Raw genomic sequence first — 18,776 nt, 5'->3', positions numbered from 1 at the left:
GTCGACGGCCGCGGGCCGGAGCGGGGCTCGGGGGACTCGACGAAGAGAGGAGGGTCCAGCGATGGCTTCGAACGGCCTGGTGCGGACCCGCGACAACGTCATCGCCGGGGTGTGCGGAGGTCTGGCGCGCCGGTTCGGCTTGTCGCCGTTTCTGGTGCGGCTGCTGTTCGTGATCTCGTGCGTGCTGCCCGGGCCCCAGGTGGTGATCTACCTGGCGCTGTGGATCATGATTCCCCAGGAGTTCTGAGCCCGTCCGGTCCGGCGGCGCCCCCGCGGGCGCGGCCGGGCCGCGGCCCCGCACGCCGTCGCCGGCGTGCGGCGGGTCCTAGTCGCCGACGGTGATGACGATCTTGCCGCGCAGGTGGCCTTCCTCGCTGAGCCGCTGGGCCCGGGCGGTCTCCTCCAGCGGGAAGGTGTGCTCGACGGGCAGGCGCAGCCGGCCCTGTTCGATCAGCGGCAGCACCTCGGCGAAGACCTTCTCCAGCGGGGCGCGGTCGGCGCCGCCGCCGGAGAAGCGCACGCCGTGCTCGGCCGCCGCGGGGTCGGCGACGGTGACCACCCGGTCGGCGGACCCGGCCAGCTCCACCGAGACCGCCAGCACCCCGCGGCCGGAGGCGTCCACGACCGCGTCGACACCCTCGGGGGCCGCCTCGCGCAGCCGCTGTTCCAGCCCGGGCCCGTAGGTGACGGGTGTGACGCCCAGTTCGCGCAGGAAGGCGTGGTGGCGCGTGCTGGCGGTGCCCACGACCGCCGCGCCGCGGTCCCGCGCCAGCTGGGCGACGATCAGGCCGACGCCGCCGGCCACGGCGTGGATGAGCACGGTCTGGCCCCGGCCGCCGCCGGGGCCCATGCCCACCAGGCCGAGGGCGCGGTAGGCGGTTTCGGCGGGCGTCGGAAGTGCGGCGGCCAGTTCGAACGACAGCCAGTCGGGCTTGGCCGCGAGCTCGTCGGCGGGGGCCAGGGCGTGGGTGGCGGCGGCGGCGCCGCCGTGGGCCTTGCCGAAGACGTGCTGTCCCGGGCTCCAGGCGGTGACGCCGGGGCCGGCGGCCTCGACGGTGCCGGCCAGGTCCAGGCCGGTGCCCTGGGGCTGCTGCGGTGGCTGGTCGGGGTCGGCGGAGAAGGCGCCGCTGCGGATCTTCCAGTCGGCGGGGTTGACCCCGGCGGCGCGTACGCGCACCCGGACCCGGCCGGGTCCGGGCTCGGGGAGAGCGACCTCCTCCAGGGCGAGCACGTCGGGGCCGCCGTAGCGGGAGAAGCGGACGGCGCGGGCCATGGTGTCCTCCTGGTGTCGTGGGACGCGGGCGTCGGTTGCGACAGGCGGCGGTGGAACCCGGTCGCCGCTTGGGGGCAGGCGCTCGTTCTGCGGACCAGCGCGCGGGCGCGTGCGGCGGGGCGGGTCACCGGGCCAGGCGCCGCCCCAGGCTATGCAGTCGTTCGGCGACCTCGGGGGAGGCGTCGATGTCGACCGGGGCGCCCAGGGCGGTGATCGCCGCGACGTAGTGCACGACGAGTTCGGGGGCGTGCGCGGCGAGCCGCACGCGGCACCGGTGGTCGCCGTCGGGGGCGACGGTGCCGGGCACGGTGTGGAACAGGCGGGAGCGCACCTGCTCGGCGGGCAGGTCGACGCGCAGCCGGGCGGTGTGGGGGTAGTCGGCCTCGGCCATCGCGCGGGCCAGGAACGCGGCGGGGCCGGCGGCGGGGAGCGGGCGCGGGGTGAAGCGGCGCCGGGTGGGCAGCGGGTCGGCGATGCGGTCGGCGCGGAAGGTGCGCCAGTCGGCGCGGTCGGGGTCGTAGGCGATGAGGTACCACCGGCCCTGGGCGGTGACCACGTGGTGGGGCTCGACGCGGCGGCGGCCCGTGGCGCCGCGGCGGTCGCGGTAGTCGAAGGCGAGCAGTTCGCCGTCGCGGCAGCACCCGGCCAGCAGCGCCAGCCGGGCGGGGTCGATGTCCACGGCGCCGCGGTGGGGGAGCGCGGCGGCGCCGCCCAGGGCGGCCAGGTGCGGGCGAAGGCGGGCGGGCAGCAGCGCCTCCAGCTTGGTCAGGGCGCGGGCGGCGCCCTCGGCGATGGCGGGTGCGCCGGCGGCCGCGGTGGCCAGGGCGAGAGCCGCGGCCAGCGCCTCGTCGTCGTCGAGCAGCAGTGCGGGGGTGGCCCGTCCGCCGCCGGCGAGCCGGTAGCCGCCGGCGGTTCCGGTGGTGGCCTGCACGGCGTAGTCCAGTTCCCGCAGCCGCTCGACGTCGCGGCGCAGGGTGCGGCGGCTGATGCCGAGCCGGTCGGCCAGCTCGGGGCCCTGCCACTGGCGGCGGCTCTGCAGCAGCGACAGCAGCCGCAGCAGGCGGCCCGGCATGGCCCGGCGGGTGGAGGCGGGCCCGGTGGTGTGCTGCATGCCGTCCAGGATCGCACCCCTTGCGGACAGGTTGCGGCCGCAAGGGCTGCAAGCGTGGAGGCCATGAGGCAATCGACGCACAGCACACGGAAGACGGACCTGAACCGGTTGGAGGAGCGCACCGCGGGGCCGGTGCACCGGCCCGGGGCCGAGGGCTACGACCGCGCGTGCACCGGCTACCAGTTGCTGGAGCCCCACCGGCCCCGGGCGGTGGTGGAGGCCGCCGGAGCCGCCGACGTGCAGGCGGCGGTGCGCGCGGCCGCGGAGGACGGTGTGCCGGTGGCCGTCCAGGCCACCGGGCACGGGCGCGCGTCGGCGCTGGGCGGCGGCGTGCTGGTGAGCACCCGGGGCATGGCCGGGGTCGAGGTGGACGCGGGCGCGGCCACCGCCCGGGTCGAGGCCGGCGCGACCTGGGGCCGGGTGGTGGAAGCGGCGGCTGAACATGGGTTGGCGCCGCTGTCGGGGAGCATGCCGGGGGTCGGCGCGGTCTCCTACACCCTGGGCGGCGGTGTGGGGCTGCTGGCCCGCCGCTACGGGTTCGCCGCCGACCGGGTGCGCCGGGTGGAGGCGGTGACCGCCGACGGGCGGCTGCGCACGGCCGACGCGGAGCGCGAGCAGGAGCTGTTCTGGGCGCTGCGCGGCGGCGGGGGGAGCTTCGGCGTGGTCACCGCGCTGGAGATCGGCCTGGTCCGGCTACGCCGGGTCTTCGGCGGCGGACTGTACTTCGACCTCGCCGAGCGCCCCGATGCGGTGGCGGCCTGGTCGCGGTGGACGCGCTCGGTGCCGGAGGAGACGACCTCGGCGGTGACGCTGCTGGTGATGCCGGATTCGGCGGGGGTGCCGGAGGGGATGCGCGGCCGCCACCTCGCCCAGGTGCGGCTCTGCCACGCGGGGCCGGCCGAGCAGGGGCGCCGGCTGGCGCGGGAGCTGGTCGCCCTGGCGGGGGAGCCGGTGCGCTCCACGCTGCGCGAGCTGGACTACAGCGAGTCCGGGGCGGTCTTCGACGAGCCCGAGGTCCCGCACGGGTACCGGTCGCAGAACCTGCTGGTGGACTCGCTCACGGAGGGGGCGGGGCAGGAGCTGGTGCGCCGGGCCGGGCCCGATGCGCCGCTGATGTGCGTGGTGGGGCTGCGCCACCTCGGCGGCGCGCTGGCGCGGGAACCGGAAGGGGCGGGGGCGGTGGGCCACCGGGGCGCCGCCTACCTCGCCTCCGTGCTGTCGCCGGTGGAGTCGGGCGGCGAGGCGGAGGCCGCAGACCTGCACCGGCGGGTGCTGGCCCCCGTCGCGGGGCAGGCGGTGGGGCGATCGCTGAACTTCAGCTTCGGCCCGGCCGCGCCGGAGGACGTGGCGTCCTGCTTCGCACCTGCGGACTACCGGCGTCTGCGCCGGGTCAAGGCCGCCTACGACCCCGATGACCGCATCCGCGCCAACCACCCCGTTCCCCCGGCCCCGCGCGGGTAGGAGACTCCTGGCTGTGCGGGTGTGCGGGTGTGCGGGTGTGCGGGTGTGCGGGTGTGCGGGTGTGCGGGTTGAGTGATGGGGGAGAGTGTGCGCCGGCACGAGGACGGCCCCGGAACGATCGCGTGGTGTGCCATCGCAGCGATTCCGGGGCCGCTGAACCCCGGTGCCCTCCTCTCCGGCCTCTCCGAAGCCGCATGGGCGGTGATCGAACCCCGCACGCCCGCGCACGACCGCACCAAGGGCGGCGCAGCCGACGCCATCAGGCGGCCGGCCCGGCCGTTTCCCCCTTCTACTGTTTATCCGATATACAGTAATGGGGGAACAGTCCGCCCAGCTCTGTGAGGAGGCCGCATGCGGATCCGCGCGTTCGAGCCCGGGGACCGCGCCGAGCTGGAGGCGCTGGCCGCCTACGCCGGCCGGGGAGCCCCCACCGAGTCGCTGTGGGGCCACGCCCTCTCGGAGGCGGCGGTGTATCTGACCCCCTACATCGACCTGGACGCCGGGTCGGTGCTGGTGGCCGAGGACGGCGGCGCGCTCGTGGGCTACCTGGCCGGCTGCCTGGACGGCGCCGCCTTCCCCAGCGAGGAGCAGCGCATGGCCGAGGCGATCCGCGCCCACCGGCTGGTCCTCAAGCCCGGCCCCGCCGCCTTCTTCGCCCGCAGCCTGCTCGACACGGCCTGGGCGGGCGTGCTGCGCCGACCGGCGGCCGGCACGTTTGACGATCCGCGCTGGCCCTCCCACCTGCACATCAACGTCGCCGAGCCCGCACGCGGCACCGGTGCCGCCGAAGGCCTGATGCGGACCTGGCAGCAGCGGGTGGCCGAGTCCGGTTCCCCCGGCTGCCACCTGCAGACGCTGGTCGAGAACACCCGGGCCGTGCGGTTCTTCCGGCGCATGGGCTTCGCCGAGCACGGGCCCGCCCCGCTCGTGCCCGGGCTGCGCCACGACGGGCGCCGCCTGCACCAGCGCACCATGGTTTGGCAGCCCTGATCCCCGTCGCGGGTGCGGGGCGAGGGCGTGTGCGGCGGACCGCCGTGCCCGTGGACAAGGCCGCGGAGGGCGCCGCCGATCAGCCGGGCGGCCGGCCTCGACGCCTTCCCGGCCGCACGCCGGTCCGTGGGGGCGGCGACGCCCGCCCGCGAAGCGCACACGATCGGCCGCGGCCCGAGACGCCGAGCCCGCCGCCCGCGCCCTACGCCGGCGGGGCGGCCAGCCAGGTGCCGATACCCGCCTCGATGCCGCGCTTGACCTGCGCGGGCGCGAAGGAGGCGGCGACCGCGGCGCGCGCGAACGCGGCCATCTCCGCGTCACTGCAGCCGAAGGCCTCCCGCACGCGCTCGTACTCGCGCGTGAGCGAGGTGCGGGCGACGTCGGGCACATCGGTGTTGAGCGTCACCGCCAGGCCCGCCTCGCGCAGCCGCGGCAGCGGGTGCTCCGCCAGGCTGGGGGCGAACCCGAGCGCGACGTTGGAGGAGCAGCACACCTCCAGGGCGGCCCCCTGTGCCCGCACGCGCTCGACCACCGCGGCGTCGCCGAGCGCGCCGAGGCCGTGGCCGATGCGCTGGGCGCCGGTGTCCAGAGCCTCGGCCACCGACGCGGCGCCCCCGGCCTCGCCCGCGTGGTGGACGATACCGACCCCGGCGCGGGCGGCCTCGTCCAGCACCTCGGCGAAGGGCGCCAGCGGGTAGGACTCCTCGCCGGCCATCCCGATCGCGGCCACGTGCTCGGGATGCTCCAGCGCGAGGGCGAGCGTGCGGCGGGCCCTCTGCACCGGGCGCCGCCGGGAGTGGTCCAGGATGAGCCGGGTGTGCAGGCCGTGGGCCGCGCCGCCCTGCGCGAGGCCCGAGAGCACCGCCTCCAGCGGCATGCGCGCGTCGCCCAGCCGCTCCCCGTGGGCGGCGGCGCTGAAGGTGACCTCGGCGTAGCGGGTGCCGTCGGCCGCCTCGTCGGCGGCGAACTCGCGGGCGATGCGGGCGAAGTCTGCGGGGCGGCGCAGGCAGGAGCGCACCCGGGCGCCCCGGTCGGCGAAGGCGCGGAACCCGGCGAAGCGCTCCGGTGCCGCCTCGGGCGGTTCGATCCCGTTGGCCGCGGCGATCTCGCGCAGGGTGGCGGGGCGGATCGTGCTCTCCAGGTGAACGTGCAGGTGGGCCTTTGGCAGGCGGGCGAGGTCGCGCATGCGCCGGAGCCTAGGCGGCGGCGGGCGGTTCGCGAACCGGTTTTTCACCCCGGCGCGCCCGCTGCGCGCCTCGCGCCGGGGCGGCCGCGACCGCTGCGGCGGGCAGCACCGAAGCCCGGCGTGCCGCGACTTCCCGTTGCACGCGTGATCGCGCTACAGTGCCTGCGCCCGGCCTCGTGCGCCCCGCGCGGCGCGGAGCGACTCCGCTGTCCGCCCGAGGGCGCCGCGGCGCGTGCCATGCTTGCCTCGCAGCGCACAAGCCCCGGCCGGGCGGGATTTCACCTGGCCGACACCGCCGGTTGGACCGGACCCGATACACCGGGCTGGCAGCGTTCGCATCCGCGCCCGGTCGCCGCCGGCCGGCCCGGGCGCGCCCCCGCTCGTTCCCGACTACGACAAGGCACTCCCGTGAGGATTTCGGTGATCGTCCCGGCCTACAACGAGGAAGCGGTGCTCGGCCGCTGTCTGGAGGCGCTGGCGCGCCAGAGCAGGCCCGCCGAGGAGATCATCGTCGTCGACAACAACTCCGTCGACCGCACCGCCGAGGTGGCCCAGGCGTTCGGCGCGTACGGGGTGCGGGTGGTGCGCGAGGTCCGCCAGGGTGCGGTGCACGCCCGCAACCGGGGCTTCGACGAGGCCGGCGGCGACGTGCTGGGGCGCATCGACGCCGACACCATGGTCGGCCCGGAGTGGGTGGCCCAGCTGGCCGAGGCCTTCGCCGCCGACCCGCGCACCGGTGTGCGCCCCGACGCCGTCACCGGGCCGTCCTGGTTCTACGACATCCCGCTGCGCCGCGCGGGGCTGGCGGCCCACCGCTTCTTCTGCCACCGCCTGAACCGGCTGCTGTCGGGCCACGCGATGCTGTGGGGCTCCAACATGGCGCTGAGCCGCGGGTGCTGGAGCGCGGTGCGCGGCCACACCTGCGCCGAACCGGGGATGTGGGAGGACCTTGACCTGGCGGTGCACCTGAACCGGCTCGGGCTGCGCGTGTGCTACGTGGACCGGTTGCGCGTACCGGTTTCGGCGCGGCGCATCGGCGCCTCGGTGCGCGACCTGTACTCCTACCTGCGGGCCTGGCCCCACACCTACCGGCTGCACGGCCAGCGCCGCGCGGCCTGGGGAGCGGCGGTGTTTTTGCTGGTGGGGCTGGTGCTGCTGCGGCCGTGCTCACTGCTGGTGCGGGCGCACACGCCCTACGACGGCACGCTGTCGCTGAGCCGGCTGTTCCGCCGCTCCTCGACCGTGAGCCGGCCCCTGCCCTGACGCCGGCCGCGGCGCCGTGGCGGGCCCCCTGGCTGCGGCCGGGGCGCGGGCGGCGGCCCCACTCGCGGGGGACCGATGCCCCCGGATCTCCCCCGGGCGGGGGTGCCGCGCCGGCGGCCCGGCGGGGTCGAATCGACCCATGGCATCCTCGATCTCCCCTTCAGCGTCCGGACCCTTCGCGAGCGCGCCCGCCCGGCCCGGCAGGGCCGTCACGGCGACGGCGGTGCTGACGATCCTGGCCTGCGTGGGCTTCGCGCTGGTCAACGTCGTCTTCGAGCTCACCGACCGCTTCTCCGGCGGCGCCTACGCCGACTACGCCGACGGACTGGCGGTGATGAACTGGCTGGTGGTGGGCCTGAAGATCGTGGGCGCGGGGGTGGCGCTGCTGTCGGTGGCGCCCGAGCGCCGCTGGGCGCCGGCGCCCCTCGTGGCCGTGCTGGCCTGGGCCGGGTTCGCGACCCTGGGCGTCTACGGGCTGGGCTCGGTGGTCCAGGCGCTGGGCCTGGCCACGGGCATGACCGGCGACCCCGGCCGGATCGGCGCGGGCGCCGTCGCCTATGTGCTGTTCTTCCTGCTGTTCGCCGTCGGCTTCGGGACTCTGGCGGTGTCCCACACCCGCCGCCACCGCATACGGGCGCGCGTGGCCGTGGTGGGCTTTCTGGGCGCGCCGCTGCTGCTGGGCGGGGTGTTCGTGGGCATACCGGCGCTGCTGGCCGCCCTGGGGGTCATGCCCCCGCTGTGAGCCCCACCCGCGCGGCCCGCGCGGCGCTCACTCCAGGACCACGCACCCGCGCCGCCGCAACGCCCCGAGCCAAGCGGGGCGGCGGTCGGAACCGCACCAATCCGAGGTTCTTGCCGGAACTCGCCGCCGATTCGGTGATGTCCCAGCGATAGCCCGTGCGGCGAGCCGGCTGACGGGCGCCGACTCAGTCACGCCGCCGCTATTGATGCCGAGCCGAACTGCGCTCGCGGCCGCCGTTCCCATCCTTGGCCAGAGCCTGCACCCAGTGCAATGCGTCAGACGAGGGGCGGAGGACCTGATCTGCCCGTGTATCACTGCGCCGGTAGAAACGGGCTGGGGGCACCGCTGTAGGAGACATACAGGGTGTCGCGCGCCCGGGTGCAGGAGACGAAGAGTAGATTGCGCTCGCGCTGCAGACCGTGGGCGTGGCTGGTCGGATCCTCGATGCTGTCGGCAATCTGGGACTCGTGTGGCACGATCCCGTGCTCGACACCCACCACGGCCACGCAACGGAACTCCAGCCCTTTCATAGCATGCATGGTGCCCACCCGGACTCCGGGCCCCGTGGCCAGAGCGCCGCAGTCGATCGCATCCTCCTTCAGGCGCGCCGCCGCCGCTTCGGTGACCTTGCGGCTCCGCCCCGCGATCCCGATGGAACCGGCCTCGACTCCCTGATCGATCCATTTCCGCACCTGCTCCGCCAAGGCGTCGAGTTCGGCGGCGCGTTCGCTGAATCCGCGCACCGTTGGGCGGCGGCCGTGCAGGGGCGAACTGTAGGTGTCGAGACTGTCTTCCAGGTCGTCGAGGCCGGTGGCCGGCGCGGCCCCGAGGACTTGCACCGCCCAAGAAAGGATTTCCTGGGTACTGCGATAGCTCACGGTCAGCTTGCGGCTGCGCCCGCGCACGTGGACGCCCAGAGAGGCCAGCGAAACCCGGTGGTCGTAAATGCGCTGATGCGGGTCGCCCGCGATGAAAAGGTCGTCGGTCCCCTCGGCCGCGAGCGCGCGGATGAGCCGCCACTTCGCCGGGTGCAGATCCTGCGCCTCGTCGACGACCACGTGCTCATAGCGTCGATCTCCGGTGCGCTCCAGGATCTCGGCGGCCGCTGCGGCCACCTGTGTGAACGTCCACTGGTTGGCGGTAGCCATGTGCTTCGTCGCCTCCAGCACAGCGCGCCAGACGCTGCGCTTCTGGTCGACGCTGAGGCGGCTGCCCCGTCCGCGCCGCGCGGCGTCCACATAGGCCCGCTCGGTGCGCAGGTCCTGGGCCAAGATGACCTGCTCCCATTCGGCGAGCAGAAAGGCACCCGACAGGCCCCGCTCGGCGCCGGCCTCATCCCAGAGGTCTTCGAGATCCCGTGCGTTAGGGAAGGCGGGACCGGCACCGCACTCGTGGGACACCACCTCGTAGGCCACCCGGTCCAGGTTGCGCACGTCCACGCGTTCGCGCTGCGCAGGATCGGTGATCAGCAGTTCGACCTGCGAGCGCAGCGCAGCGTCCAGCGTGCGGGTGAACGTGGTCAGCAGGACCTGCGGCGGCCCGGATTCGTAGCGCGACGTCAGGTGGGCCACCCGGTGCAGGGCCGTGACCGTCTTGCCGGTGCCGGCGCCGCCGGTGACCATCGCGGGGCCGTTGAAGCTCGGGCGGTAGGCGATCCTGCGTTGCAGGGGGTGCAGGAACACCCGCCACAGGTCGAACGCCGCATCCAGCATCGACTGGAGGCCCTCCGGCCCTTCCACGAAGACCGCCTGGCCGGGGCTGCGCCGGATGGCAGCGGTCAGGTCGTCAAGGTCGATGTGGTCCGGGGCGACCTCCTCAACAAGGTTCTTGGCGACTTCGGCCCAGGCTTCCTCGGGAGTCATCCCCGAAGCCAATGCCACGAGGGCGTCGTACTGACCGCCCGGCAGCATCTTCGCCATCGCTTCCAAGTGGGCCTCGGACGTCAGCAGCCGCACGATCGGCAGCGATTCGGCGTCCACACCCAGCCGGATGAGGTCGGCGTCGGAGATGTGGTCGAACAGCCGCGCCGGGTCCGCGGCGGCGAGTTCCTCCAAAGCGGGGGTGAAGCTCTCCAGCGCGCTCTCGTCGCGGACCTCCAGCACGCCGAGTGCGTGGTTGACTGAGAACCGCCTGCTGCGGATGTAGGCGTAGGCCTCGTCGTGCGGCAGGACGGTGACCAGGAGATAGGTGTCCTCCGATTGGGCGACGACCACGCCCCGGTAGTTCAGCGTGATGCGCAGCGTGCGGACCCGCGGATCGCGCGCGTCGGTGACCTTCTCCAGGTGCCCCCCGGCGTAGTACACCTCCGCGAACTTGTGCAGTGCGTCGTCGACCGCCTTCTGGATCCGCTTGTCGAGCTTGGCGTAGCGGCTCAGGAAGTCCTTGTCGATGGCGAGCTGGGGCATGGGGGATTCCTTACTCTGCAGGCGGCCGCGGGTCGTGCTGCGAGTCCGAGCACCGCTGCGGTCGGGCACGCGACAGCAGTTCACCAGTGCTCGGGCCGCTTTGTCCCGGAAAAGGAGTAAATGATCGTCCCAGGCGGAGAGTGCGCCCAGCGGCACGATGCCTTCTCCTTGCCCTCCCGCCTCGGGCGCTAAGCCTCGCGCAGTGCACCGCTGGACATGCATTCGGCGATGTCCTCGACCTGATCGAGTACCTCCACGGGGGGAAGGTCCAGATCGAGGACGTGCCGCTGGATGATGACCCCCCCGCTGCCGGCGATCCGATGGCTCCGAGGCGCGGTACTCGCGCCGGACGCATAGACCAGGTGGCCCTGGCCCAGGTCCAGCGCGGTGCAGTAGGCCAGCACCTGGTAGACGTCGTCGTCGGTGCGGCCCGTCCGAGCGGTCTTGTACTTGGCGTCGGCGACCCCCGCCGGCACCGGTCGGCCGTCTCCGCCCTGGCGGTAGTAGACGAGATCGGGGCGCAGCTGCAAGGTACAGGCACGGTCCAGGTAGTGGTCGGTGTCCTGGGTTTCGCAGCGGCCGCCGTAGGAGGCCAGGGCATCGCTCAGCGCTTGGGACACGAAGTCTTCGAAGACCTGCCACATGCGCAGCATCAGTCCGTCGACGCGCACCCCGTCGGGCCGGTGCAATTCATAGGAACCGCCGCGCAGCACCAGTTCCGCAAGGCCCAGCGGCGCCTGGTACCGGGCGTTGAGGCGGCTGAGCCGCCAGTGCGGCAGCGCGCCGCCGGGCACGGGCGCGGAAACACCGTCCAGCCGCGCGATCACGCGGTGCAGCAGGGCCCGGGTCGCGCCCTGCAGCCCGCCCAGGCGCAGAAGGCGCCGAGCCGCTCCGAGCAGGATCCGGTTCTCCGCGATGTCGGGGGAGAAGTCGTCGTAGACGACCTCCACCGGCAGCAGGGAACCGAAGCGCCGACGCAGCTGCTCGGAGGAGCGGATGCGCCCGCGAACGACCGGCAACGCATCCTCGACCGTGTGGTAGCCCAGCAGTACCCCGTGAGCCAGCGTCCGATCGGCCATGCGGGCGAAGGCGGCCGCGATCGCCGGCAGCAGGTCGGTTCGCTCCTGGGCCTCGACGCTATGGCGGCGCCAGTGGACGCCGTGCTGGGCGTAGCCGATCAGGAACATGATCCGCTGGACCGCCAGTTTGGGGGCGATGCGCAGTTCGACGTCGGCGTCCTGCGGCCCCACGCGGACAGCTCCGACCAGCCCCTTGTCGGCGGTGAGCGTCCAGGTCCCGCCCGGTTCGGGTTTCATCGTCACCAGCTCGCACGCCGCCAGCGCCGCCGCCTGTGCGGCCGTCAGCGCGACCCCGGTCCGCGGCGCGTGCTCGGTCAGTTCGATCCGCGTCATGCCAGCGCCGCGTCCTCGCCCAGGCCCAGCTCCTTGCGCAGCGTCGCCAGCCCGTACATCTTCTCGACATCCACGCCGTCGCCGTAGTGGTGCTCCTCCAGCAGGGGGAGGATCTGGTGGCGCCACACCCGTTGCAGACCGCGCGAGTCGGCGTGGAGCGCCTCGCGCATCAGGTAGGAGGGGCCGACGCGGAAGTCCCGGTCGGCGATGCGGTCGTTCAGCGCCGCCAGCAGCCGCGCCGCGTCGTCGGGCAGGTCGCGGCGGGACAACCACCGCTCCAGCACCACCGAGGCCGGACCGGCGCTGGGGTGCAGCTCCTCGAACCAGAAGCGGCGGCGCATGGCCGCGTCGATCAGGGCGATGGAGCGGTCGGCGGTGTTCATCGTGGCGAGGATGACGATGTTGCGCGGCAGGGTGAAGCCCAGTCCGTCGTCGGAGCCGTAGAGCAGGTCGACCGACTTTCCGCGGTACTCCAGCAGGAAGTACAACTCGCCGAAGACCTTGGCCAAGTTGCCCCGGTTGATCTCGTCGATGATCATCACGAACGGCTCACCCGGACGCTTGCGGGCGGCGTCGGCGAGCTTGCGCAGCGGCCCGGGGGTGAGCTCGAAGGAGGGCTGCTGGCCGTCGGCGGCCGGGCGGGGGCGGTAGCCCTCGAAGAAGTCCTCGTAGGAGTAGGACGGGTGGAACTGCACGAGCTGGGTGTTCTCCGGCTTGCCGCCGGTGAGGTGCTTGGCCAGTTCCTGGGCGACGTAGGTCTTGCCGGTGCCCGGCGGGCCGTAGAAGATGAGCTGCGGCCGGTCGCGCAGCAGGTCGACGCATTCCTGCAGCCACTCCTGGTCGAACAGCAGCGCCTCGGCGAGCCCGGGATCGGCGTCGGGCAGGGAGAAGTCGCGCTCGGTGACCGGCTGGTCGGGTTCTTCGCCGAGCCATTCCTCCAGGTCGCCGACGAACTCGGTGAGGTCGATGAGGACGGCATCGGGGTTGGTGAGCCGGTTGGCCGCCGCTTCGGGGAGGTCGGTGTAATCGCGCGGGCCGTCCGCGGTGTGCCAGGCGACCTTGCGCTGCAGGTTGGCCTTGCCGCCGCTGCTGGCAGTGTAGCCGGGCGGGCCGTCGACGAGGCCGATGTAGACCTCGGCGCCGTCATTGGTGAGCACGATGTCGCCGGTACGCATCCGGGTGAGGAAGTCGTGGTACTCGCGGGTGAGCTTGTCGCGTTCGGCGGCGCCCGCGTGGGCGTAGCCGTCGTCGACGGCGGCGGCGACCGCCTCGCGGGGGCTGTCCGCCGGAACCTCCGGCAGCCGCGATGCGGGCAGCGAGCACATGCCCTCCGGCAGCCAGAGCGAGCGGACGAGGTTCTCGCCGTGGACGCTGGACCCGCGCACCAGCCATGCGCGGCGTTTGGGAGTCTCGCCGGGGTCGTCGTCGGCGAGGTACTGGCGCAGGTCGGACTCGGTGAGCCGCTGGTGGGGCCGTGCGCGGCCGTCGGCCCCGACAGCGCCGTCGGCCTCCAGCAGTCCTTCGACCAGGCGCCGTTCGTCCTCGGTCAGGTGCGCCTGCTCCGGCGGCCTCCCGTCGGCGTCGAGCACACGGTGCCACCCCTCGGGGCGGGTACCGCACAGGTGGTGCACGAGCAGGGAGGCGTCGAGGCCGGTGACCAGCGCCAGGTCCTGGGCGGAGGCCCACGCCCCGCCCGGCAGCGCGGGGAGGGCGTCCTGCACCCGGTCGAACCAGGCGCGCTGCCGGCGCCACTCGGTGTAGCGCTCGCGCTGCACCTCCCACAGCTTGTCCTGGTCGGGCCAGGAGTCCAGCGCCCAGCGGCCCACCCCTGTGACCTGCCAGGTGCCGTTGCCGTCCTTGAAGATCCAGCCGATCTTGACCAGCTCACTCGATACCCAGCGGAGGTTGCGGTTGGGCCCGTTCTGGTCGTTGACGTAGGCGGCCCAGTCCGTCTCCAGTTGCGGGTATTCCTGCAGGAGCTTCTCCCACAGTGCCCCGACGTGCATTCCGCGGGGTTCGCCGGCCAGGATCACCATGGTCAGGCGAGTGGTCTTGGCGTTGAGTTGTTTGCGAGTCGGCATCGGGGGCTCCCTTCGGGATGCCGGATGCGGGCGAGCGGCAATGAGCGACCACCATGGTGCCCGAGGGGGACGACAGGCTTCGCCATGGTGCGAGGTCGAGGGCTCGCCGCTGCCGCGTGGGCTGAACGGCTTGCGCCCGTCTCACCGTGATCGCCGAGCGTTGACCCGATCCGCGAGTTCGCGCAGGGTTCGTGCGTCGGCCGGCTGATGCCGGGACCCTCCGCCGGGATTGCGGTCCACGCCCGCCGGGGGCGTGGGAGTCCTGCCCTCCCGCCGCAGGCGACGGCGGATCGCCTCGGCGCGGGCCTGCAGCGTTTCGTTCAAGCTGGAGGAGGACGCCGGGCGCGCGGGCTCGGTGGGGGCCTCACCGGCGGCGCTGGGGACGGAACCGCGGCTCTGCACGTCATCGCCGTCCGGATCGCTTCTCCACCGGGATGAGGCCACCCCCTCCGCGGTTCGATCCAGTTCGGCACTGATCTTCTGCCGCTGCTCGTGAGCGAGGCCGTTTCCGGGCTCGGAAAGCGTCCGCAATTCGCGCCGGAGCTGCTGCGCGCGGCCGCGCTGGCCTGCCCCCCGAGCGGCCTGCCATTGCTCCAGCAGATTCTCAGCACGCATATGCGGTTTCATCAGTTTTTCGATCTTCTGCAGATCGCGCAGCTTGGCGTCGAGTTCGTCCCGCACTTCCTCGGGAAACTCGGCCATCCTCCGCTCGATCATTTCGAGAGCTCGGCCGGCCGCTTGAGGATCCTCTCTCGCCAGCGCATCGTCGAGCAGACGACGCAATGCCGTCAGGCGGCCGTTCGGTTCGGGAGTGGTCTCTGTCCCGTTTGCCTCGGGCGCAAGGCGCAGCCGTTTCCGCTCTCCCAGCATCGGGGTGCGGATGCCGTTACGAGTGAGAGAACACTCGTCGAGGCCGTTCCACCGGACGCGGCCGTCGGCGGTGGCGGTGCCGACGTCGAAGGTACGGCCGAGGTCTTCGTCCTTGAATCGGATGCGCAGCGCATAGCCGTTGCGGTCGATCAATTCACGCGCGAGGGGCGGATTGTTCCTGATGAGCCAGTCCAACTGGTTGATCTCGCCGGTACGGAGCAACCCCGCCAGATAGCCGTCCAGGTCTTCGGTCAACTCGATGCAGATCGGCGGAAGATCGTCCACGCCGTCCAGAAAAACCCGAGTACAGGTACCGCCGTCTTCGAAGTCGCCCTTGTAGTCAGGGGAGCGCGCCTCCAGACCGTGCCCTTCCAGCCAGCGGTTCACACGCCTGCTCGCATAGAGGTGGTCGGCGCTGTCGGCGTCCCCGTAGCGGCGGGTGCACTCGTTGGACGAGGGGTGGTGGGCGAAGTGGCAGACCTTCTCCCGGTAGATCTTTCCGCTGAGTTCGCCGCCGCAGCCGCCGAGCCAGGTTCCGCACCAGAACTTCCGGCCCTGATGGAGTTCGCGGAACCTCAGGGCACCCGACTCGTCCATGGGGAGGCTGACCGGCTCGTCTGAACGCGCGCCGCCGACAACGGCGGTCTGCACCAGACGGCGGTCGTCATCCTGATCCCAGCGCGCCATGAAGGCACCCTAACCATGCGTTACCGCGAACTCCGGCGGATCGAGCGGACTGGCCGATTCCGGCCTTCATGCGAACGTGCCACGGTTACCGTCAGCTACGGAAGACGTTGTCGAGATGCCATTCGATGAAGTCGGGATGCGGCCGATCCGCCCGTTGCGTAGGGAGGAAAATCGGCCGCTCCGCTCGGTCGTAGAACCATTCGGTGTCGGCGAACTCCTTGCGCAGCCACGGGCTCACCAGCAGCCGGCGCTCGGCGTCCAGCCCGAGGTAACCCCGGTCGAACATCGTGTGGACGTCCGAGCGCAGCAGGAGGCCGTTGTCGGTGCGGTGTTCCCCTCCCTTCGACAGGGGGCGGATGTGCGCCGCTTGCAGCGTCGGACGGATCGCGCTCCCCGTCACGGCGCAGCGGCCGCCGTAGGCGTGCAGCATGACGCCCTGAAAAGACCACTGGCCGCATCGGACGGGCCTCGGCTTGGGTTCACCGTAGACCGGACCGGGGCGGTGCCAGGGCTTGGAGTCGTCGATGTCGAACAGTACGCGGTCGCTCTGCACGGCGACCCGGTGGAAGTAGTCGGCGTAGCGCACGTCCGCCGAAAGGTCGTAGGACCTGCCCTGGACGAGATTGGGGGCGAAGTCGGGTGGGGGATCGGCCGCGACGTCCTCGGGAAGGAAGAAGGGGTCACGCAGGAACACGCAACCGATCTCCGGATCGCCGCCGTCTGGCATGGGCTCCTTGCGGCAGCTGGTGATGCGCTCCCGCAGCTCGCCGAGTGTCGCCGCTCCATTGCCCTCGCCCAGCACCCGCCACGCCTCGGACACACGCAGGCGCGCAAAGCCGCTGTAGAACCCTCCGCCCACCACCCGATTGTGCGGTGCCCGCGTCTTGAACAGGAACGGCTCGCCGACGGCGAGAACCTTGAAGTCCCGCAGGTCGGACGGCCTCCAAAAGTTGATCTCGGCTATCCCCGGATGGTCGGCGAGGTACCGGTACCACTCGGTGTCTGTAACTCCGACATATCCCTTCATCCGGGGAATTATGCCCGCCGGGGGACGTGGTTGTCGCGGCGACTCGATCGCCGATGCGCCTCTGTTGTGGCTGCTCCGGTAGCCGATCCTGGCCATTACGAAGATGCCGTTTACACTCCGTGAGCGGTAACGTCGGCTGAAGGTCCATCGGACGGTTCGGGACGGGTGGGTGGTCTGGTGTGCTGCTGAAAAAGGAGGCCGAAAGCGACCGTCCGCTCTACGAGGACGTACGCGCCCGCGCGATCGAGTTCGCCCGGGTGCGCGTCGTGCAGGAGCCGGTGACGGAATACCTGCGCTATGAGCTGATGAGTTACCGCATTCGCGCGACGATGGGCGAGAACATCGAGGTCCTACGGGAGCCGTCCGGGACGCCGTTGCCGAACGGTGCGACCTTCGACTTCCTGCTCTTCGACCGGCGTACCGCCCTGGTCCACGACTACGGAAACGGCCCGACCGGTGTGCAGGCGGGAGGCTGGCTGGTACGCGATCCCCGCACCGTTGGGGCCTTGGAAGAGCGGGCACTCGCGTTGCGCGCCGGCGCCGTTCCTTTCGAACGGTTCCTGGCCCAGGCGGACTTTTGAGGCGTGCCGATCCGTCGCGGCCGCGACGGATCGCGGGCGGTAGGCTGCGCTGATGAACCGGCGAGGGGTGCGCTCCGCTGCGGTGGGCGCCGGCGTCGTCCTCGGCGTCGCAGCGGTGGCCGCGAGTCTGGCGATTCCGGCCCTCCTGCTCACAGGAGCCGACGGCAGAACACTCGATCGCTGGTCCAAGATCGGCGAGGCCGTCGCCCCGGTCGGTGTCTTCTTCTCCGGTGTCGCCTTCATCGGGATCGCCCTGACGCTTTTCCTGCAGCGGCGCGATCTGCAGAACCAGAGGTCGCAGTTGGACCTGGCAATGGAGGACCAGCGGAGCAGCAGCGAGATTTCGCTGCGGCAGATCCACACCGACATCGTCAAGATGGCGATCGACGACGAGCTGCTCGGCGTCTGGCCGGAGGTGTACCCGGGATCGCGGGAGACGCGGAAGGACCACTACTGCAATCTGGTCCTCAACCTGCAGAAGGTCGCCTACGAAACCCAGACGATCGAACTCGGCGAGTTGCGCGGAGCCCTGCCCCACCTGATGACCAGCCGCGACATCTACGCGTTCTGGGCGAAGGCCAGAGCGGCCCATGCCGCGGTGACCGGCGGCGACCAAGCGGAGGACTTCTTCACTGCCGAGGCCGACGCGGCCTTCACGGCGACGCGGCCTCCCTCCCCGCAGAGCCTGGCGGCTGTCCTGGTCAACGCGGTCGCCCAGTGGCGGCGCGAACGCACAACGGTGTTGCGAAGAGGATGACGTACTGATCGGGGCAGCCGATCGCGCTAACCGGATCCCGGCTCGTTCGGGCCGGGACCGACCCCGCGCACGGTTTCCAGGATGTAGTTCGGGCACGCGAGGTCGGCCCAGGTGAAGCGCAGAATGCGGACGTCGGGGTGGGCGAGTTCGAGGGCGTTCTGGCGGCGGCGGTCGCGCAGCAGCGACTCGGGGAGCTCGTGCGGCGCGCGGCCGTCGGCCTCGACGAGCAGGCGGCGGTCGGACCACCACAGGTCGCCGACGGCGATGAGGCGGCCGCGCGCATCGTGGAACGAATGTTGCAGGTCGTCGGGCGGCACGCCGCCGTCCGCGCACACCAGCCGGATGCGCGTCTCCAGAGGGCTCTGCGCCCGGCCGTCGGCCAGCTCCCACCAGGGGCGCGAGCGGCGGCAACCGGAGCGGGCACGGTTGGCGGCGGCGAGCCCGGGAAGCTCCCCGCTCCGGACGAGCCCCTGGTTGAGAGCGGAGTCGAGCAGGCAGACCGCGGTGTAGCGGTCCACCCGCAGCACGACGTCGCGCAGGGTCCGCCCGGGGCACGTGGCCCGGATCCCGCCCCGGGACACGATCTCCGCCGGTTCTGTGGCCCAAGTGTAGAGACGGACGCCGGGGATGCGGTACGGGGTGCCCGTGGCCGGGCGGCCCCACACGAAGGACCAGCCGCCGCGGATGTCCTGGACCAGGACCACGGGGATGGTGCGGTGCCGGTGGCGGACGTAGAGCACCGGGTGGGCGGTGTGGGAGAGGGCGACGACGGCGGTGCCCCCGTAGGCGCGGATGGCGGTGGCGAGGCGGGCGAGGTGGTGGGGGCGGCCATGGCTGCTTTCGGTGGGTGGGTGGTGGCGTTGGGTGATTGTTGCGGGCATGCGAGAACCTCCGATGCGGACCGCTTAAGCGTGCGAACATCGACTCTGA

Annotated in this window: 16 protein-coding genes; 7 read left to right on the top strand and 9 right to left on the bottom strand. The window is 72.5% G+C overall.

The window, feature by feature from the left end:
* Nucleotides 1-61 precede the first annotated feature (61 nt).
* A complete protein-coding gene (locus ABEA15_RS08535; protein WP_344143166.1) occupies nucleotides 62-247 on the top strand; it encodes a PspC domain-containing protein in 186 nt (61 codons plus the stop codon).
* Nucleotides 248-325: 78 nt separating this feature from the next.
* Here ABEA15_RS08535 and ABEA15_RS08530 read toward each other — a convergent pair whose 3' ends face one another.
* Nucleotides 326-1,273 carry an NADP-dependent oxidoreductase gene (locus ABEA15_RS08530; protein WP_345556193.1) on the bottom strand — a complete coding sequence of 316 codons (948 nt, stop codon included), beginning with the start codon at nucleotides 1,271-1,273 and terminating at the stop codon, nucleotides 326-328.
* A 124-nt stretch (nucleotides 1,274-1,397) separates the two neighbouring features.
* Nucleotides 1,398-2,384 carry a helix-turn-helix transcriptional regulator gene (locus ABEA15_RS08525; protein ID WP_345556192.1) on the bottom strand — a complete coding sequence of 329 codons (987 nt, stop codon included), beginning with the start codon at nucleotides 2,382-2,384 and terminating at the stop codon, nucleotides 1,398-1,400.
* Nucleotides 2,385-2,447: 63 nt separating this feature from the next.
* Between ABEA15_RS08525 and ABEA15_RS08520 the strand changes: the two genes are divergently transcribed.
* Complete coding sequence (locus ABEA15_RS08520; RefSeq protein ID WP_345556191.1) at nucleotides 2,448-3,845, top strand: FAD-binding oxidoreductase; 1,398 nt, start codon at nucleotides 2,448-2,450, stop codon at nucleotides 3,843-3,845.
* A 351-nt stretch (nucleotides 3,846-4,196) separates the two neighbouring features.
* On the top strand, nucleotides 4,197-4,835 hold the full coding sequence (locus ABEA15_RS08515; protein ID WP_345556190.1) for a GNAT family N-acetyltransferase: 639 nt from the start codon (nucleotides 4,197-4,199) through the stop codon (nucleotides 4,833-4,835).
* Nucleotides 4,836-5,037: 202 nt separating this feature from the next.
* Here the strand turns inward: ABEA15_RS08515 and add are convergent, their stop codons facing one another.
* Nucleotides 5,038-6,021 carry an adenosine deaminase gene (gene add / locus ABEA15_RS08510; RefSeq protein ID WP_345556189.1) on the bottom strand — a complete coding sequence of 328 codons (984 nt, stop codon included), beginning with the start codon at nucleotides 6,019-6,021 and terminating at the stop codon, nucleotides 5,038-5,040.
* A 408-nt stretch (nucleotides 6,022-6,429) separates the two neighbouring features.
* Between add and ABEA15_RS08505 the strand changes: the two genes are divergently transcribed.
* Both ABEA15_RS08505 and ABEA15_RS08500 read left to right on the top strand, forming a co-directional pair.
* Nucleotides 6,430-7,284 carry a glycosyltransferase family 2 protein gene (locus ABEA15_RS08505; RefSeq protein WP_345556188.1) on the top strand — a complete coding sequence of 285 codons (855 nt, stop codon included), beginning with the start codon at nucleotides 6,430-6,432 and terminating at the stop codon, nucleotides 7,282-7,284.
* Between the two features lie 139 nt (nucleotides 7,285-7,423).
* Nucleotides 7,424-8,026: a hypothetical protein gene (locus tag ABEA15_RS08500; protein WP_345556187.1), complete on the top strand. Its 603-nt coding sequence runs from the start codon at nucleotides 7,424-7,426 to the stop codon at nucleotides 8,024-8,026.
* Nucleotides 8,027-8,337: 311 nt separating this feature from the next.
* Here ABEA15_RS08500 and ABEA15_RS08495 read toward each other — a convergent pair whose 3' ends face one another.
* The 5 genes from ABEA15_RS08495 to ABEA15_RS08475 all read right to left on the bottom strand — a co-directional run bounded on the left by ABEA15_RS08495 (nucleotide 8,338) and on the right by ABEA15_RS08475 (nucleotide 16,508).
* Nucleotides 8,338-10,431 (bottom strand): UvrD-helicase domain-containing protein, encoded by a 2,094-nt coding sequence (locus ABEA15_RS08495; RefSeq protein WP_345556186.1) that lies wholly within the window; start codon nucleotides 10,429-10,431, stop codon nucleotides 8,338-8,340.
* A gap of 188 nt (nucleotides 10,432-10,619) precedes the next feature.
* Nucleotides 10,620-11,843 (bottom strand): McrC family protein, encoded by a 1,224-nt coding sequence (locus ABEA15_RS08490; RefSeq protein WP_345556185.1) that lies wholly within the window; start codon nucleotides 11,841-11,843, stop codon nucleotides 10,620-10,622.
* Nucleotides 11,840-13,924 (bottom strand): AAA family ATPase, encoded by a 2,085-nt coding sequence (locus tag ABEA15_RS08485; protein WP_345556184.1) that lies wholly within the window; start codon nucleotides 13,922-13,924, stop codon nucleotides 11,840-11,842. Before ABEA15_RS08485 ends, ABEA15_RS08490 begins: the two co-directional genes overlap by 4 nt.
* 141 nt (nucleotides 13,925-14,065) lie before the next feature.
* Nucleotides 14,066-15,481 (bottom strand): competence protein CoiA family protein, encoded by a 1,416-nt coding sequence (locus ABEA15_RS08480; RefSeq protein WP_345556183.1) that lies wholly within the window; start codon nucleotides 15,479-15,481, stop codon nucleotides 14,066-14,068.
* A gap of 91 nt (nucleotides 15,482-15,572) precedes the next feature.
* Nucleotides 15,573-16,508, bottom strand: a complete 936-nt coding sequence (locus ABEA15_RS08475; protein WP_345556182.1) for an HNH endonuclease — start codon at nucleotides 16,506-16,508, stop codon at nucleotides 15,573-15,575.
* Between the two features lie 146 nt (nucleotides 16,509-16,654).
* On the opposite strand from ABEA15_RS08475, the gene ABEA15_RS08470 reads away from it, so the two are divergent.
* The gene (locus ABEA15_RS08470; RefSeq protein WP_345556240.1) at nucleotides 16,655-17,089 is read left to right on the top strand and encodes a DUF6879 family protein; all 435 of its coding nucleotides are present in this window, start codon (nucleotides 16,655-16,657) and stop codon (nucleotides 17,087-17,089) included.
* A gap of 52 nt (nucleotides 17,090-17,141) precedes the next feature.
* Nucleotides 17,142-17,846 carry a DUF6082 family protein gene (locus tag ABEA15_RS08465; protein WP_345556181.1) on the top strand — a complete coding sequence of 235 codons (705 nt, stop codon included), beginning with the start codon at nucleotides 17,142-17,144 and terminating at the stop codon, nucleotides 17,844-17,846.
* A 26-nt stretch (nucleotides 17,847-17,872) separates the two neighbouring features.
* Here the strand turns inward: ABEA15_RS08465 and ABEA15_RS08460 are convergent, their stop codons facing one another.
* Entirely contained in the window at nucleotides 17,873-18,727 is an 855-nt protein-coding gene (locus ABEA15_RS08460) for a hypothetical protein (protein WP_345556180.1), read from the bottom strand.
* Nucleotides 18,728-18,776 lie beyond the last annotated feature (49 nt).

This window comes from Streptomonospora halophila, assembly GCF_039542725.1.
GTDB classification, from domain to species: Bacteria; Actinomycetota; Actinomycetes; order Streptosporangiales; family Streptosporangiaceae; genus Streptomonospora; species Streptomonospora halophila.
Note: the sequence above shows the minus strand (reverse complement) of the source record. Positions and strands in the feature narration are given on the sequence as shown.